Here is a 16,135-nt window from a genome sequence, read left to right on the forward strand (position 1 = left end):
CTGCGCCCGATACCCTCGACATGGAGCTGTCACGACGGGACCTGCTCGCGAGCGTGGGAACCGCCGGTACCCTCGGCGTCTCGGGGTGTCTCGACTTCGCGGCCGGCGAGGGGCCGCAGGGGCCCTCGGGCGACATCGACGACCTGCAGTGCGAGGAGGAGGGGTTCCGGCGGCTGGACCAGCGGTTCTCCGAGGAGGGAATGAGCTACGTCAGCGCCTACACCGCAGAAGACGTCCGGTTCGAACTCGCCGCACAGGGGACCGAAAAGACGTACGGGAGCGATCTGCGGGTCGTCCTTCGCTGTCTCGATCAGGGCGTCGACGTCGAGATCGCCAGCAGCGACCATCTCGCCATCCAGCGTGAGACCGCCTCGGGCTGGCGCGACGTCCGTGGGACGACCGACGGGAGCGCCGTCACCTATCCCGACGAGACGAAGACGGTCGGTTCCGGCGGCGGATACACCTGGTCGATCACGCTTCGCGAGGAGTCCGTCGCCGACACGCTTTCGACCGCGGATCTGACGGTCTGTCCCGAACTGGGGATCGGCCAACACCGGTTCGTCTACTGGGGCCTCCCCGGTGAGACGGCGATCGGCCGGCAGTTCGAGCTGATCGGTTGATCGCCGATGCGAAAGGAGACCGCCGAGAGGCGTCAGATCACCGATTCAGCGTGTGGATCGCCTGATCCCGAACGTTCTCCGCGGCCTCCATCACGGCCTCCGCGAGCGTCGGGTGCGTGTGGATCGTCGCCGCGACGTCCTCTACGGTCGCGCCCATCTCGACCGCGAGCGTGACCTCCGCGATCAGCTCCGAGGCCTCCGGGCCGACGATCTGGCCGCCGAGGACGAAGCCGGTCTCCTCGTCCGCGACGATCCGAACGAACCCGTCGGTGTGGCCGGTCGTGAGCGCCCGCCCGGAGGCGTTGAACGGCATCTCCCCGACCGCCGGATCGAAGCCCTCCGCCTCGGCCTCCGAGGGCGTCAGCCCGACGGTCGCGATCTCCGGGTCGGTGAAGACCGCCGCCGGGACGGCCTGGTGGTCGAGCGCGGCTGGCTCGCCCGCGATCGTCTCGGCCGCGACGATCCCCTCCCTGGAGGCCGCGTGCGCGAGCATCGGGTCGCCGGCGACGTCGCCGACGGCGAAGACGTGATCGAGGTCGGTCCGCGCCCGGTCGTCCGTCTCGATGAATCCGCGGTCGTCCGTCTCGAGGCCGAGGTTCTCGAGATCGAGGGTGTCCGAGACCGGTCCGCGGCCGACGGCGACGAGCACCCTGTCGGCGTGGTAGCTCGAACCGGCGTCGTCCGTCGCCTGATCGCCGGCGTCGTCCGATCCGGAGTCGTCGGCATCGACATCCTCACCGTCGTTGTCCGCCGGCGGCTCCGTCTCGATCAGGATCCCGCCGTCCGCGGCGTTCGACCAGCCGGTCGCCCCCTCGCCGGTCCGGATCTCGATGCCGAGGTCCGCGGCGCGGCGTTCGACGACGCGCGTGACGTCCTCGCCGTAGGGCAGGAGGATCTCATCGAGCATCTCGAGGACGGTCACCTCGCTGCCCAGCTTGGCGTAGACGGTCGCGAGTTCCATCCCGATGTAGCCGCCGCCGACGACCACGAGCCGATCGGGGACGGTCTCGGCCGCGAGCGCCTCCTTCGAGGACCACACCGGGTCGTCGCCGAAGGAGAAGCCGGGGATCTCGATCGGTCGCGATCCGGTTGCGATGATCGCGTGTTCGAACTCGATCGACTCCGAGCCGCGCCCCTCGCCGCCGTGGGCGATTCGGGCCGTGTGCTCGTCGACGAAGGTGGCGGTCCCCTCCACGAGGTTCACGCCGTTCGCCTTACAGAGCTTCTCGACGCCGCCGGTCAGCTGTCCGACGACGCCCGACTTCCACGACTGCATCCCCTCGAAGTCGATCGCCGGGTCGGCGTGAACGCCCATGTGTTCGGCGGAGCCGGCCTCGTGGGCCACGTCCGTCGCCGTGATGAGCGCCTTCGAGGGGATACACCCGCGGTTGAGACACGCGCCGCCGTAGGCGTCCCGCTCGCAGAGCGTGACGTCGAGCCCGTGTTGTGCGGCGCGGATGGCGGCGACGTAGCCGCCCGGTCCACCGCCGATGACCAATACCTCCGTTCCCGTCGAGACGTCTCCTACTACCATGATTGTGTGTTCCGTGATACCGTGTTACTCCGCGAGCAGGAGCATCGGGTCCTCCAGATGCGCCCGCACCGTGTTCATAAACCGCGCGGCGACCGCGCCGTCGATCACGCGGTGGTCGATCGAGAGCGAAAGCGGGAGAGTCGGACGAGCGACGACCCGATGGCCGTTCGCCGGGTCCGCTCCCCCACCTTCGGATACCGATGCCGCTCCACCGGCTCGCGCGCCGCCGAGTTCCTCGGCGGGCTCGGCGACCGGCCGGTGTTCGATCGCACCGAGCCCGAGGATCGCCGTCTCGGGCGGATTGATTATCGGGGTCGCGTACTCCCCGCCGATGGCCCCGAAGTTCGTGATCGTGAACGTGCTTCCGCGAAGCTCCTCGGGGGAGCACTCGCGGGCGCGGGCACGCTCGATGAGATCCGAAAGCGTCTCCGCCAGCTCGAAGAGCCCCAACTCGTCGGCGTCCTCGACGACCGGAACGAGGAGCCCGTCGTCCGTCTCGACCGCGATCCCGACGTCGTAGTACCGCTTCGTCACGATCTCGGCGTCGCCCGAACCCGCGTCATCGGAGGGGTCCTCCCCGACGGTTCGAAGCTCCGAGTTGAGGATCGGATACTCCTCGAGCCCCGCGATGACCGCCTTGATGACGAAGGGGAGGTAGGTGAGCCGGATCCCACGCTCGTCCGCCCTCGACCGGAGCCGATCGCGCGCCTCGACGAGCGCGGTCACCTCGGCCGTGTCGTGATGGCTGACGTGCGGGGCCGTGAACTTGGATCGCTGCATCCGCTCGCCGGTCGCCCGGCGAACGCCGCGGTAGGGGGTCGTCTCCTCGTGGCGTCCCTCCGACGTCGTCGATGTCGAGCGACCGGACGCCTCGGATCGCTCCGAACTCGCGTCGGCGCGCTCGCGCGCGTCGGGGGCGGCCGCGTACTCGCGAACCTGTTCGGCGGTGACGAGGGCTTCCCCGTCGCGGGTCCGATCGGTCGGGACGACCTCGAGGTCGACGCCGAGTTCGCGGGCGAGACGCCGGGTCGCCGGCACGGCGAGGGTTCGCTCGCGGGCGCCGGAGACGCCGGATTCGGGACCGTCACCGGCCATCTCGACACGGGAGGACGGCGATTCGCGTTTGGAGTCGTCCCCATCGTCCCCGTCGTCCTCCGCGTGTTCGCGAACGTCCGGTTCGGTGATGCGACCGCCGACGCCGGACCCGGAGACGCCATCGAGATCGACGCCGAGTTCGCGGGCGAGGCGGCGGACGGAGGGCGGAGCGAACGTCCGGCCGCTCGAGGAAGCCGAATCCGTTGGCGGCTCCGCTTCACCATCGGGTGGTTCCTCGCCGTCCGCTGACGCCCCTCCGTCATCCCCCGGCGGTTCCCCGTCGTCCACGGGGGGCGAGGAGCCGACGGATCTCTCCTCGTCCGGAACCTCGATCGTGACGATCACCGTCCCGACCGGGACGACCGCGCCCTCCTCGACGTGCAGCTCGCGCACCGTCCCCGTGTAGGGTGAGGGGACCTCAACGAGGGCCTTGTCGGTCTCGACCTCAGCGATCGGCTGATCCTCGCGGACGGCCTCGCCGGGTTCGACGAGCCAGCTCACGATCTCACCCTCCGCGATCCCCTCGCCGACGTCGGGAAGGGAGAACTCCTCGACGGTCATGGTCGACGCCCCGCGACGGTCATGGCTCAAACCCCGCGACCTCACGGATGCCCTCGGCGATGCGCGCCTCGTTCGGCAGGTAGTAGTCCTCCTTGGCGTACTGGGGATAGGGTACGTCGAAGCCGGTCACCCGACCGATCGGCGCCTCCTGATACAACAGCGCCTCCTCCTGGAGGATGGCCGCGATCTCGCTGGCGAGTCCGCCGGTCCGGGGCGCCTCCTGGACGACCGCCGCGCGGCCGGTCCGTTCGAACGCATCCACGATCGCCTCGCGATCGAGCGGCGAGAGCGTCCGGAGGTCGAGGACCTCACAGGAGATCCCCTCTTCGGCGAGGGTCTCCGCCGCCGCGAGCGTCGGCCGGGTCATCGCGCCCCAGGTGTAGACGGCGACGTCCTCGCCCTCCCGTCTCCTCGCGGCCTCGCCGAGGGGGACCGTGTACGGCTCCTCGGGAACGGGGCCGCGAAAGGCCCGGTAGATGAGCTTCGGCTCCAGGAAGACGACCGGGTCGGGATCGCGGATCGACGCGATCAACAGTCCCTTGGTGTCGCGGGGGGTCGAGGGGACGACGACCTTCAGGCCGGGCTCGTGGACGTAGAACGCCTCCTTCGACTCCGAGTGGTGTTCGGGCGCGCGAATGCCGCCGCCGTAGGGGGCCCGCAGGGTGACCCGAAGCGGCATCCGCCCCTGGGTTCGCGTTCGGAACCGCGCGAGGTGTGAGACGATCTGGTCGAAGGCGGGATAGATGAACCCCGAGAACTGGATCTCCGGGACCGGAGCGAGCCCCATCGACGCCATGCCGACCGACGCGCCGACGATCGCCGACTCCGCGAGCGGGGTGTCGACGACGCGGTCCTCGCCGAACTCCGCCATGAGCCCCTCGGTCGCCCGGAAGACGCCGCCGTTCGTCCCGACGTCCTCGCCCAACACGAGGACGTCCTCGTCGCGTTCGAGCTCGGCCTCGAGCCCCTCCCTGACGGCCTGGACGATCGTGAGATCGCGCGACGAGTCGGCGCCGTCGGTCGCGTCGCTTCCGGGACGATCGGAGTCGTGCTCGTCCGCCTCCGTCGCCGCCGGATCGCTCATCGAGGCCTCCGTTTCGACGGCGACGGCTGCCCGTCGGCGCGGGTCAGCCCCGTCGGATCGGTGCGGGTCGCGGGTCGCGTCCACCGTCCCATGGACGAAGACACCGACGCCCGAGTATTAGGGTTTTCGTCGGGATCGACGATACGAAACGGCGGCAGGGACGGTCGAAGGAGATCCGAGTTCAACTCCCGCCGGCGGCCGCCCGTGCCCGGCGGCGTGCCTCCTCGACGGAGCGCCCCTCGCGTACGAGCGCGTCGACGAACAGCTCGCCCGCCTTGTAGGAGGACCGAACCATGGGGCCCGAAGCACAGTAGAGGAATCCGAACTCCTCCTCGGCGACGCGTCGCCACGTCTCGAAGACGTCCGGATGGACGTACTCGAAGACGGCGAGATGGGATCGGGAGGGGCGGAGGTACTGGCCGAAGGTGACGACGTCGACGCCGATCTCACGCAGGTCCGAGAGCACCCGGTAGACCTCGTGGTCGTACTCGCCGAGCCCGAGCATCAGACTGGTCTTGGTGTGGATCTCGGAGGTTCGATTCACGCGCTCGAGCACGCGAAGCGACTGCTCGTAGTTCGCCCGGCGGTCGCGAACCGGCCACTGGAGGCGTTCGACGGTCTCGACGTTGTGGGCGATGACGTCCGGTCCCGCCTCGACGATCCGGTCGATCGCGTCGGGATCGCCGCCGAAGTCGGGGATGAGTACCTCCACGAGGATTCCCGGGTCGCGTTCCTTGATCGCCCGGATCGTCTCGGCGAAGTGTGCCGATCCACCGTCCTCCAGATCGTCGCGATCGACCGACGTGAGGACCACGTACTCGAGACCGATCTCCGCGACTGCCTCGGCGACGTTCGCCGGCTCCTCCGGATCGAGGGGCTCCATCCCGCCGGTCTCGACGTCACAGAAGTTGCAGCCGCGAGAACAGCGGTCGCCCATCAACATGAACGTGGCCGTACCGGGTCCGTCGCGGCCCGACCAGCATTCGCCGAGGTTGGGACAGTTCGCCTCCTCACAGACCGTGTTGAGGTTCCGGTCGCGAAGCGTCGATCGGATCTCCGTGAACCGTCTCCCGGCGGGCGGCCGCATCTTGAGCCAGTCCGGTTTGCGCCGCCTACTGCTCATGGTCGATCCTGGGCCGGAGCCGCCAAAAGCGTGCGGGTCGGTGCGGAGGCGGTGGGGGCTCCCGGCTTCGGCAACCTTTACCACCTGCGACGATTATCCGCGGGTATGCAGTGGAGCACCGACTGGGGTCTGAGAGGCAGGATGGCGTTGACCATGTTCCTGCTTTTCGCCCTCTATCTCGTCTTCATCGCGTTCCTGCTCGAGACGGGGATGATCAGCATGGGCGGAGCGATCGTCTTCATGGGCGCGTTCTCGTTCATCCAGTACTACTACAGCGACAAGCTCGCGCTCAGGAGCATGGGCGCTCGAACCGTCGAGCCGGAGGAGGCGCCGGAACTCCACCGGACGATCGAACGATTGAGCCAACAGGCGGACCTCCCGAAGCCGGCCGTGGCGATCGCCGACACGCAGGTTCCGAACGCGTTCGCGACCGGACGCAACCAGCGGAACGCGACGGTCTGTGTCACGACCGGGCTCACGAACACCCTCTCACAGGAGGAGCTGGAGGGCGTGATCGCCCACGAGCTCGCACACGTCAAGAACCGCGACGTGATGGTGATGACCATCGCGTCGTTCCTCTCGACCATCGCCTTCTTCGTCGTGCGGTGGGGATGGCTCTTCGGCGGCAACGACCGAAACGCCCCACCTGTGTGGGTGGCGATCGCCGTCTCGCTCGTCATCTGGGTCGTCTCGTTCCTGCTGATCCGCGCGCTCTCGCGGTACCGCGAGTTCGCCGCGGACCGGGGGGCCGCGAGCATCACCGGGAACCCGAGCGCACTCGCGTCCGCCCTCCTCTCGATCGACGGTCGGATGGATCGCGTTCCCAAGGAGGACCTCCGGCAGGAGGCCGAGATGAACGCGTTCTTCATCATCCCGATCCGGTCCGGCATCATCGGCAAGCTGGCGAGCACCCACCCCCCGACCGAGCGACGCGTCGAGCGGCTCCGCGAGCTCGAACGCGAGATGGAAACGGCGTGAGAAAGGCCCTAATCCCCGGGGCACGAATCCACGGTCAGTAGATGGGACTCTTCGAGACGATCCGGTCGGTCCTCGGCACGAACGCGGAATCGGACGCGACCCGGGAGGCCGATCCGGAGGACCTCTTCGGCATGTCGACCGCGTACATGACGATGCAGGCGGACCTCGGGTACGACCACGTCGGGGAGGCGGCGCTTTGTTTCTCCGACGTCGACTCGACCGCCTTCGGCGACGCCGTCGAGGAGGTCGAGGCGATCCTCGGCGCCGGCGAGGACGAGACCGGAACCGGGTACCACCAGCACGCAGACGAACACGGGTACCGGTGGTTCGTCCTCGAGGACGAGGATCCGGAGGACCTGGTGACGAGCGTTCACTTCGCCGCCGATACGTTCGTCGAATCCGGGTTCGGATCGCGGCTACTCGCCGCAGTCTTCGGGTTCGAGAACGAGGAGCGGCGCGCCTACTGGATCTACTCGTTCCGACGCGGGAGCTACTACCCGTTCGTCCCGGACGGAGACCACGACCGCGACGAGCGCGTCGAGTTCAAGCTCCGGTCGGTGCTCGAGGGCGAACTCGGCGTCGAGGACGACGAGTCCTACTGGTACCCGTTGTGGCCGGACGCGCCGGGACGTCATCCGTGGGAGTGACGTGCGTGACCGACGACGACTCGACGGGACGAGGGGGGATCGAACGGTCGGGGCGAAAACGCGCGCTCCGACTCGTCGCGATCCAGGCGAGCCTGCTCTCGGCGGCGGCCCACGTGCTGTGGGCGTGGCCGCGGCTCCGGAGCGGAGACGGTCAACGAGCACCGATATTCGTGCTCGCGGCGGCGTTCACGCTCGCGATCGCCGTGGCCACGTTCCGCGGCGGCGAGTACCGGCGGCTGTACGCGCTCGGTGCCGGAACGCTCTCGACGTTCCTGCTCGGGTTTCTCGTGTGGCATCGGTCGGCACCGGTCGAGGCGTTCCTCGCCGACCCGTACGCGATCGTCTCCAAACTCGCCGAGATCGTCGGCGTCCTGGCGTTCGCGGCGCTCTACCGGCTGGCGCCGCCGACGCGGGTCGCCCTCGAGCGTCGACGCGAGGGGAGGCGGGAGGGATAGCCGACGATGGTCGAACCGTACCGGACGGTCGCCGGACGGGCGCGTTCCGCCTTCGAGGTCCGCGGATCGGAGTTCATCGGCCACGCCTCACCGGCCGCCTCCGTCGAGGACGCGGAAGCGTTCGTCGAGACCATCGAGGCGGAGTTCGCGGACGCAACGCACAACGTGCCGGCATATCGCGTTCCGGACGATTCCTCGGACAGGGGTTCGCCCGAGAGCGAGGCGATGCTTCGCGAGTACGCGAGCGACGACGGGGAGCCGAGCGGCTCCGCCGGAAAGCCCTGCTTGAACGTGCTCCAGGGGGAGGAGATCCGCAACGCCGTCGTGGTAGTGACTCGCTATTACGGCGGGACGAACCTCGGGGTCGGCGGGCTCGTTCGGGCCTACTCGCGAGCGACGAAGGAGGCGATCGAGGCCGCGGGCGTGATCGAGGAGGAGCCCGCTCGGGAACTGGACCTGGAGTGCGTCTACGACGACTCCGGGACGGTTCGCGGGATCCTCGAGTCGACCGGTGCCGACTTCGAGGCGACCTACGGCGAGGACGTCTCCTTCGAGGTTCGAGTGCCGATCGACGACGCCGAGGAGCTCGAGGACCGCCTGCGAAGCGCGACGAGCGGGCGCATCGAGATCGGGGAGTAACCGATCACGATCGCGACGGAGTCAGGATTTCGCGGGAAGCGATGGCGAGCAGGTGATACGTCGGGGCGACACGTCGTCGTCCAAATCGTTCCCGCGGCGGTGTATCACGCACCCGCCTCGTTCGCCGCGGGGGAGGTCTCAGGACACGCGGCGGCTGGGTCGCGATCGGTGATAAACCTCCGGCGGAAAGGCGTCGCCGAGCCGCCGATCAGTCGACGATGATGTCCGAGTGATCACCGCCGCCATCCACGGGATCCGTCTCCGTCTCCATCTCGCGTTGGTAACGTGCGATCCATTCGGCGAAGCAGTCCGGACAGAGCCGCTGTGTGTCGATGTTCGCCCGGTCCACGCTCAATCGGACGGTTCGCGAGAGCGCGTCCGGCGTCGGGTCCCCGCAGGCGCTACAGGGGGCGTCGGCCTCCGTGTCGCTCATACCGGCACCTCGACCGGCTTCGACTTAAAAGGGGAGGAGGGATCGGGACTCAGCAACCGCGGGATGAAGACCGACCGTTCAGGGCGATCGATGAATCACGTCGAACGGTGGTCACGTCGTTCGAAACGGCGGTCACGTCGTTCGGAACGCCCTGTCGCCCGCATCGCCGAGGCCGGGGACGATGAAGCCGTCCTCGTCGAGCCGGTCGTCGATGGCGACGGTGAGGAGGTCGGCCTGGGGGACCGCCTCGCCGACGCGAACGAGCCCGTCGGGGGCGGAGACGGCCGAGAGGACGAACAGGTTCTCGAACCCGTCGGCCTCGCTGAGGACGTGGTCGAGGACCGCGGACATCGTCGAGCCGGTCGCGAGCATCGGGTCGGCGACGATGACGGTGTCGCGTTCGGTGATCTCCGGGAGCTTGACGTAGTCGATCGTGATCGGGAACTCGCCGTCGTCGTTCATTCCGGCCTCCTCGTCGCGGCCGGCCGAGATGACGCCCTGTTTCGCCCGCGGGAACGCCTTCAACAGCCCCTCGACGAAGGGGGTCGCGGCGCGCAGGACGTTGATGATCACGACGTCGTCGAGGCCCTTCACGCGCTCGCCCGTCGTCTCGGCGAGCGGGGTGTGTACCGGGACGTACTCCGTCTCCATGGCGCCGTCGATGATCTCGTACCCGCAGATGCGGCCGAGCTTGACGAGCCCCTTCCGGAAGGCGACCTGTTCGGTCTCGACGTCCCGGAGCCGCGAGAGGGTGTCCTTCGCCAACGCGTGCGTGATGAGGTAGGCGTCATCGCGGTCTTCGATCGTCATCGTCGGCGATTTCCGCCCGCCGAATCTTTAACGACCCGGTTTCACGCTCCCGGGGAGACCGAGAGCCGGACGTGTTTGTCGGCGTCGAACCACTTCCGCCGAGGCACCCGACCCCTTTTACTCGATGACGACCAACCCGGGAACGTGTCAGACCCGGCGTACCTGCGGTTCTTCCCCTACGAGGAGCCCTATCCGAACCAGCGCGAGGCGATGGATCGGATAGCGAACGCGCTCTCGCGCGGCCAGGACGTGCTCTTCGAGGGCGCGCCGGGGACCGGAAAGACCCTCTCCGCGCTCGTGCCCGCCCTCGAGTATGCGCGCGAACACGATCGGACCGTGGTCATCACGACCAACGTCCACCAGCAGATGCGCCAGTTCGTCGAGGACGCGCGGGCGATCACCCGAACCGAGCCGATCCGGGCGGTCGTGTTCAAGGGGAAGTCGTCGATGTGCCACATCGACGTCGACTACCGGGAGTGCCAGACGCTTCGGGACGCGACGCGCTCGCTCGTCGAGAGCGAATCCGACAGGGCCGAACTCGAGCGACGCCAGCAGGAGCTGCTCGCGGAGAGCCGCGAGGGGAACGACGACGCGGCGGCGGCACGCGAAGCCGTGATGGAGGAGCTCGAGGAGGTCGAATCGGAACTCGAGGAGGTCGAGTCGTCGAACGTCTGTGACCGCTATCACGCGAACCTCACGCGCGATACGGACGCGTTCTTCGAGTGGCTCTTCGAGGACGTTCGCACTCCGGAGGAGGTCTACGAGTACGCCGACGAGCGGGGGCTGTGCGGCTACGAGCTCCTGAAGGAGGGCATGGAGGGGGTGGATCTGGTCGTCTGCAACTACCACCATCTGCTGGATCCGACGATCAGAGAGCAGTTCTTCCGGTGGATCGACCGGGAGCCGAGCGAGATCCTCACGGTGTTCGACGAGGCGCACAACGTCGAGGACGCCGCACGCGAGCACGCGACGCGGACGCTCACGGAGAACACCCTCGAATCGGCGCTCGACGAGCTCGAGGAGGTGGACGACTCCAGAGCGGAGGCGGCGGAGAACGTGCTGTCGGCGTTCAACGAGGCGCTCGTGGAGACCTACGAGGAGTCGTTCGGCTACGGGGCCGCGGCGACCGTCGGCGACCGTTGGGAGGACGTCCCGATCGACAACGACGACCGGCGCGACGACCTCACGCTCGCGTTCTTGAACCGCTATGAGGGACGCGGGATCGACGTCGAGGCCGAACTCGCCGTCCAGCTGGGGCGCGCCCTCGAGGAGGAGTACGACCGGCAGTATCGCGAGGGCGAGACCACGACGCGCAGGGAGTCACAGACGTTACAGGCCGCGCGGTTCGTCGCCACGTGGATGAAGGAGGGGACCGAACTCGGCCAGTATCCGGTCGTCTCCGTCCGACGCAACGAGACCACGGAGGAGGTCTACGGGCGCGCGGAGCTGTACACCTGCATCCCGCGGGACGTGACGAGCGAGCTGTTCGAGGAGGTCGCCTCCTCCGTGTTGATGAGCGCGACGCTTCGCCCCTTCGAGGTCACCTCGGAGGTGCTCGGCTTAGAGGACGTCGCCACGATGGCCTACGGAATGGGGTATCCCGAGGAGAACCGACTGACCTACGCGGTGGACACGCCGCCCCTTTTCGCCGCGGATCGGTCGGATTCGGAGGTTCAAGAGACGATCGCGAACCTACTTCGCGACGCGATCCGGTTTACCCCGGGGAACACGCTCGCGTTCTTCCCGTCGTACTCGGAGGCGGAGCGGTACCACCAACGGCTCCAAAGCGGGATGGACGGAGGGCCGACCGACCCGGAGTCAACGGGAGACGACCCGCTCGGGACCCTGTTGCTCGATCGCCCCGGGGAGGACGCGGAGGAGCTGAGACGACGGCTCGTCGGGAGCGAGAACGCCGCGATTTTCACCTCGCTTTGGGGGACGCTCGCCGAGGGCGTCAGCTTCGACGACGGCGACGCCCGGACGGCGATCGTGATCGGCGTGCCGTATCCCCACCTCGACGACCGAATGGAGGCCGTCCAGGAGGCCTACGACCGCGCGTTCGCGGACGCCTCGCCCGGACGCGATCCGGGGTGGACCTACGCCGTCGAGGTGCCGACGGTCCGCAAGACCCGGCAGGCGCTCGGACGGGTGGTTCGAGGACCCGACGATTTCGGCGTGCGGATCCTCGCGGACCGACGCTACACGAGCGCGGACATGGGCAAGTACTCGGTCCGGGGGCGGTTCCCGCCGGAGGAGCGCGAGGAGCTGATCGACGTATCGCCCGAGAAGGTGAAGTTCGGGATGTTGAACTTCTACGGGGACCACGACGCCTACGGGGGATCTCCGCCGGAGCCGTGAACGCGGACCCCTCGAATCGCCCCACGAGCGCGATCAGCTCGGGTTCTTTCGTGTCAGATCGCTCCCACAGACCGGACAGCGATCGGCCTCGTCATCGAAGGTGCGACCACAGCCCGCACACTGAAAGAGCCACTCGCGTTCCTCGGTGATCCCCTCACGGTCGATGGGGTTCACCGCCACGTCGAGCCGTTCGGCGACGTTCTGCATCGCGTAATCGTCGGTGACGAGGGTGGCGTCGAGCTCGAAGGCGGAGGCGACGAGGCGGACGTCGGTCTCGGAGAGGACGTCGGCGTCGCCCGACTCGCGGGCGGCCCGTCGGACGCGGCGGATCGCGTCGTCGGCGGGGACGTGGACGTGCATGCCCGATCCCTCCATCGCGTCGAACCGGAGCGCGTGGCCGCCCGAGAGCTCCTCGTGGACCTCGGGGACCGACGCGGTCGGTTCCTCCGTGCGGTATTCGTGGATGAACGCGGAGGAGTCGAGGACCTGCATCAGCGCGAAACGACGATGTAGTCCTTCACCGCCTGGACGGCTCCGACCGGCACCTCGAGGCGGCCTCGTTCGTCGGTGGAGAAGCCGCTGCGGCTCGGATCGAGCTGTTCGTGCGGCGAGACGAGCAGGTGTTTGAGCTCGCCCGTCTTCAGATCCATCGTGATGTTGTAGAGGTCGCCGAGTTCGGTGCCGTCCGAGCCCATGACCGCCTTGCCGGAGAGGTTCTCCGCGAGGATTTCGACCATGTTCGAAGGAACCCGGCCGTCCACCTTAAACGCCACGGGGGCGTCAGACGGCCGACGAACGCGCGGCGCGGATCGACGCGGTGCGATAGGACCCGCGAGGACGGAGTTCGTGGCTCCTCGACGTTTTGAAACACTTAACTGGCGTCCCCGACTCGAAGACGATATACCGGCCTTCTCGGGGCGATTCTCATGACCGACGATACACATCCCGACACCCTTCGAACGCCGATCGTCGCCGTGCTCGGCCACGTCGACCACGGAAAGACGAGCCTGCTCGACAAGATACGCGGCTCCGCCGTGAGCGAGGGCGAGGCGGGCGCGATCACCCAACACATCGGCGCGACGGACATCCCGCTTTCGACGATCTCCTCGATGGCCGGCGAGCTGGTCCAGCCCGAGGACTTCGATCTCCCCGGCCTCCTGTTCATCGACACGCCCGGACACCACTCGTTTTCGACGCTTCGCGCGCGTGGCGGGGCGCTCGCGGACATCGCGGTGCTCGTCGTCGACGTCAACGACGGCTTCCAGCCGCAGACCGAGGAGGCGATCGACATCCTTCGGCGGACCGGGACGCCGTTCGTCGTCGCCGCCAACAAGATCGACACCACGCCCGGGTGGAACCCGAACGAGGGGCGGCCGACCCAGGTGACCTACGAGGCCCAATCCGAGCGGGCACGGTCGAGACTCGACGAGAACCTCTACTCGCTCATCGGCGAGCTCTCCGATGCCGGCTTCTCCGCCGATCTCTACTGGCGGGTTCAGGACTTCCAGAAGAACATCGGGGTCGTTCCCGTCTCCGCGATGACCGGCGAGGGAATCCCCGACCTTCTCACCGTGTTGATGGGCCTCTCCCAGCGGTTCATGCGCGAGGAGATGGCGATCGACGTCGCGGGGCCGGGCGTCGGGACGGTCCTCGAGGTCAAAGAGGAGCGCGGGTTCGGCGCGACCGTCGACGCCGTGATCTACGACGGGGTGATCCGCACGAACGATCGGGTCGTCATCGGCGGACAGAACGAGCCCATCGTCACGGACATTCGGGCGCTGTTGCAGCCGAAGCCGCTCGCGGAGATCCGCACCGAAAAGCAGTTCGAGCGGGTCGAGGAGGTCGCCGCGGCCGCGGGCGTGAAGATCGCGGCTCCGGGACTCGAGGACGCCATGGCCGGCGCCCCGGTCCGCGTGGTCCGGGACCGGGACGTCGACGACGTCGTCGCCGAGGTGAAGGCGGAACTCGAGGAGATCGACGTCGAGACCGGAGAGGACGGCGTCGTGATCAAAGCCGATACGCTCGGGTCCCTCGAGGCCATGGCGAGCGCGCTCGAGGAGGCGGAGATCCCGATCATGCGCGCGGAGGTCGGCGACATCGCGCCGCGGGACGTCGCGATCGCGGAGACGGCCAACCAGGAGGAGCACAAGGCGATCCTCGGCTTCAACGTCGATCTCCTCGCGAGCGCCCGCGACGAGCTGGAGGCGGCCGACGTCAAGCTGTTCTCGGACGACGTCATCTACCAGCTGATAGAGGAGTACGAGACGTTCGTCGAGGAGCGCGAGCGCTCGAAACAGGAGACGGTGCTCGACAAGATCGTGCGTCCGGCGCGCTTTCGGCTGCTTCCGGACCACACCTTCAGACAGAACGACCCCGCCGTCGTCGGCGTCGAGGTGCTCGCGGGGACCCTCCAGAACAACCGTCACGTCGTGGAGTTCGGAAACGGCGAGCCGGATCGGATCGGCCAGCTGTCGGGGATCCAAAACCAGGGCGAGGACGTCGAGGAGGCGCGGGCGGGCGAGCGCGTGAGCGTCGCCATCGACGGGCCCACCGTGGGCCGACAGATCGAGGAGGGCGACGTGCTCTGGACGGAGCTACCCGAAAAGCACGCGAAGATCCTCGAACAGGAGCTCTCGGACGAGATTCCGGCGGACGAACTCGAGGCGCTTCACGGCTACCTCGACAAACGCCGGAGCAGGGACCCCTTTTGGGGCAAGTAGAACGGGACCGTCTCGTTCGATCGAGGGGGTTCCGCCCCGCGTCACTTCGCCGTCGGCGTGAGGTCGCCGATGGCGTTCATGACCTGCAGCGCGGCGCTCGCCGCGAGGCCCTTCGCGACCTCGTCGGTTTCCGTCTTCTCGAGTCCCGCGTCCAGGTCCTCGGGGTCGGGGGTGAACCCGGCCGAGACCGGGTGGCCGGCCGGGGGATTGACCGCGACCGTCGCCTGCGGGCCGTCGCTTCCGACGGACAGTTCCGACCCGACGACGTAGCTGTCGGGCAGGTACGATTCGGTCTGGGTGACGATCCCGGCGACCGCGCTTCGGAGCTCGCGCTCCTGGGTGGCCGAGAGGTCGACGGGCGGCGTCTCCGGTTCGCCGGCCGCGGTCACGCCTGGGGGTCCGGCATACGGGTTGTTGCCGTTCATTGAGGGGTGGGATCGATACGGACAGGACGGTGAAAAAGGCGTCGGCGATCGCGATCGGATCGAGCCGGCGTCGCGGGCAACCGTGGAGAGGGAACGGCTCAGACGATCGGATCGGAGTGGCCGTAGGCGGCGAGCACCACGACGCAGGTGTGCGCGTCGGCGACGGGAACCGCCGACTCGAGGTGGAGCTCGCGATCGGGAAGCTCCCAGTCGCGAAGCTCGCCGCCGGCATCGAGCCCCTCGTGGATCCGCTTCCTGACGGCTTCGGGGTCAGTGCCCGAGACCTCGTAGAACAGCCCGGGACCCGGACCGGTCGTCCACCCGAGTCCCGCGACGATCTCCGCCGGCGCGTCGTCGGCGTCGAGTTCGTCGGGGCCGACCACCCGTTTCGACTGAACGACGGTAAGGCGGTTCCCGGCCGGACCCAGATCGGGCGCGTGCTCGACGCGCTCGACGGTCGCGTCGGCGGGGACGACGGACGAGACCGTCACGAGGTTGTAATCGTGGAGGTTCGCGTCCGCGAGCGCCGCGTCGTAGGCCGCCATCTCCGTCGGGGCGACGCCGACGCCGCCGGCGACGTGGATCGATGCCATCGCCGGAGGTAGGCCGCCGCGCCGCTAAGGGGTTACGAAACGGGTGGCCGGGGACCGCAG

The 16,135-nt window shown here is 68.3% G+C and carries 17 protein-coding genes; 7 read left to right on the forward strand and 10 right to left on the reverse strand.

Translation table 11 applies throughout. The annotated features are described in order from the left end of the window. Positions 1–20: 20 nt before the first annotated feature. Positions 21–620, forward strand: coding sequence for a hypothetical protein (locus ACFQE9_RS08465; RefSeq protein WP_379743200.1), 600 nt, complete (start codon positions 21–23; stop codon positions 618–620). Between the two features lie 37 nt (positions 621–657). Here the strand turns inward: ACFQE9_RS08465 and lpdA are convergent, their stop codons facing one another. From lpdA to lipA, 4 genes are all read right to left on the reverse strand, one after another. Then, on the reverse strand, positions 658–2,154 hold the full coding sequence (gene lpdA / locus ACFQE9_RS08470) for a dihydrolipoyl dehydrogenase (RefSeq protein WP_379743202.1): 1,497 nt from the start codon (positions 2,152–2,154) through the stop codon (positions 658–660). Positions 2,155–2,178: 24 nt separating this feature from the next. Beyond that, positions 2,179–3,810: a dihydrolipoamide acetyltransferase family protein gene (locus tag ACFQE9_RS08475; RefSeq protein WP_379743205.1), complete on the reverse strand. Its 1,632-nt coding sequence runs from the start codon at positions 3,808–3,810 to the stop codon at positions 2,179–2,181. Between the two features lie 19 nt (positions 3,811–3,829). Then, complete coding sequence (locus ACFQE9_RS08480) at positions 3,830–4,894, reverse strand: alpha-ketoacid dehydrogenase subunit beta (protein ID WP_379743208.1); 1,065 nt, start codon at positions 4,892–4,894, stop codon at positions 3,830–3,832. Positions 4,895–5,075: 181 nt separating this feature from the next. Then, positions 5,076–6,017, reverse strand: coding sequence for a lipoyl synthase (gene lipA / locus ACFQE9_RS08485; RefSeq protein WP_379743211.1), 942 nt, complete (start codon positions 6,015–6,017; stop codon positions 5,076–5,078). A gap of 105 nt (positions 6,018–6,122) precedes the next feature. On the opposite strand from lipA, the gene htpX reads away from it, so the two are divergent. From htpX to ACFQE9_RS08505, 4 genes are read left to right on the forward strand one after another with little or no spacing between them, the layout of a single operon-like run. Beyond that, positions 6,123–6,995 carry a zinc metalloprotease HtpX gene (gene htpX / locus ACFQE9_RS08490; RefSeq protein ID WP_379743214.1) on the forward strand — a complete coding sequence of 291 codons (873 nt, stop codon included), beginning with the start codon at positions 6,123–6,125 and terminating at the stop codon, positions 6,993–6,995. Between the two features lie 41 nt (positions 6,996–7,036). Next, on the forward strand, positions 7,037–7,642 hold the full coding sequence (gene pspAB / locus ACFQE9_RS08495; protein ID WP_379743217.1) for a PspA-associated protein PspAB: 606 nt from the start codon (positions 7,037–7,039) through the stop codon (positions 7,640–7,642). Between the two features lie 5 nt (positions 7,643–7,647). Then, entirely contained in the window at positions 7,648–8,097 is a 450-nt protein-coding gene (locus ACFQE9_RS08500; RefSeq protein ID WP_379743221.1) for a hypothetical protein, read from the forward strand. A gap of 6 nt (positions 8,098–8,103) precedes the next feature. Further along, entirely contained in the window at positions 8,104–8,736 is a 633-nt protein-coding gene (locus tag ACFQE9_RS08505) for an IMPACT family protein (protein ID WP_379743224.1), read from the forward strand. 208 nt (positions 8,737–8,944) lie between these two features. Here the strand turns inward: ACFQE9_RS08505 and ACFQE9_RS08510 are convergent, their stop codons facing one another. Together ACFQE9_RS08510 and upp are read right to left on the reverse strand one after the other, a co-directional pair. Beyond that, positions 8,945–9,169: a DUF7569 family protein gene (locus tag ACFQE9_RS08510; RefSeq protein ID WP_379743227.1), complete on the reverse strand. Its 225-nt coding sequence runs from the start codon at positions 9,167–9,169 to the stop codon at positions 8,945–8,947. A gap of 132 nt (positions 9,170–9,301) precedes the next feature. Beyond that, on the reverse strand, positions 9,302–9,979 hold the full coding sequence (upp, locus tag ACFQE9_RS08515; protein ID WP_379743230.1) for a uracil phosphoribosyltransferase: 678 nt from the start codon (positions 9,977–9,979) through the stop codon (positions 9,302–9,304). 144 nt (positions 9,980–10,123) lie between these two features. Between upp and ACFQE9_RS08520 the strand changes: the two genes are divergently transcribed. After that, positions 10,124–12,337 (forward strand): ATP-dependent DNA helicase, encoded by a 2,214-nt coding sequence (locus ACFQE9_RS08520; RefSeq protein ID WP_379743233.1) that lies wholly within the window; start codon positions 10,124–10,126, stop codon positions 12,335–12,337. A 33-nt stretch (positions 12,338–12,370) separates the two neighbouring features. Here the strand turns inward: ACFQE9_RS08520 and ACFQE9_RS08525 are convergent, their stop codons facing one another. Both ACFQE9_RS08525 and ACFQE9_RS08530 read right to left on the reverse strand, forming a co-directional pair. After that, positions 12,371–12,829: an NOB1 family endonuclease gene (locus ACFQE9_RS08525; RefSeq protein ID WP_379743236.1), complete on the reverse strand. Its 459-nt coding sequence runs from the start codon at positions 12,827–12,829 to the stop codon at positions 12,371–12,373. Further along, on the reverse strand, positions 12,829–13,074 hold the full coding sequence (locus ACFQE9_RS08530; protein ID WP_379743239.1) for a PRC-barrel domain-containing protein: 246 nt from the start codon (positions 13,072–13,074) through the stop codon (positions 12,829–12,831). Before ACFQE9_RS08530 ends, ACFQE9_RS08525 begins: the two co-directional genes overlap by 1 nt. Positions 13,075–13,263: 189 nt before the next feature. Here ACFQE9_RS08530 and infB point away from each other — a divergent pair, with 189 nt between their 5' ends. Then, entirely contained in the window at positions 13,264–15,057 is a 1,794-nt protein-coding gene (gene infB, locus ACFQE9_RS08535) for a translation initiation factor IF-2 (protein ID WP_379743242.1), read from the forward strand. A 41-nt stretch (positions 15,058–15,098) separates the two neighbouring features. On the opposite strand, the gene ACFQE9_RS08540 is transcribed toward infB, so the two are convergent. Further along, the gene (locus ACFQE9_RS08540) at positions 15,099–15,482 is read right to left on the reverse strand and encodes a DUF5811 family protein (protein WP_379743245.1); all 384 of its coding nucleotides are present in this window, start codon (positions 15,480–15,482) and stop codon (positions 15,099–15,101) included. A 98-nt stretch (positions 15,483–15,580) separates the two neighbouring features. Continuing rightward, entirely contained in the window at positions 15,581–16,075 is a 495-nt protein-coding gene (locus ACFQE9_RS08545) for a pyruvoyl-dependent arginine decarboxylase (protein ID WP_379743248.1), read from the reverse strand. Between the last annotated feature and the right edge of the window lie 60 nt (positions 16,076–16,135).

The organism is Halopenitus salinus (assembly GCF_042662125.1).
Taxonomy (GTDB): domain Archaea; phylum Halobacteriota; class Halobacteria; order Halobacteriales; family Haloferacaceae; genus Halopenitus; species Halopenitus salinus.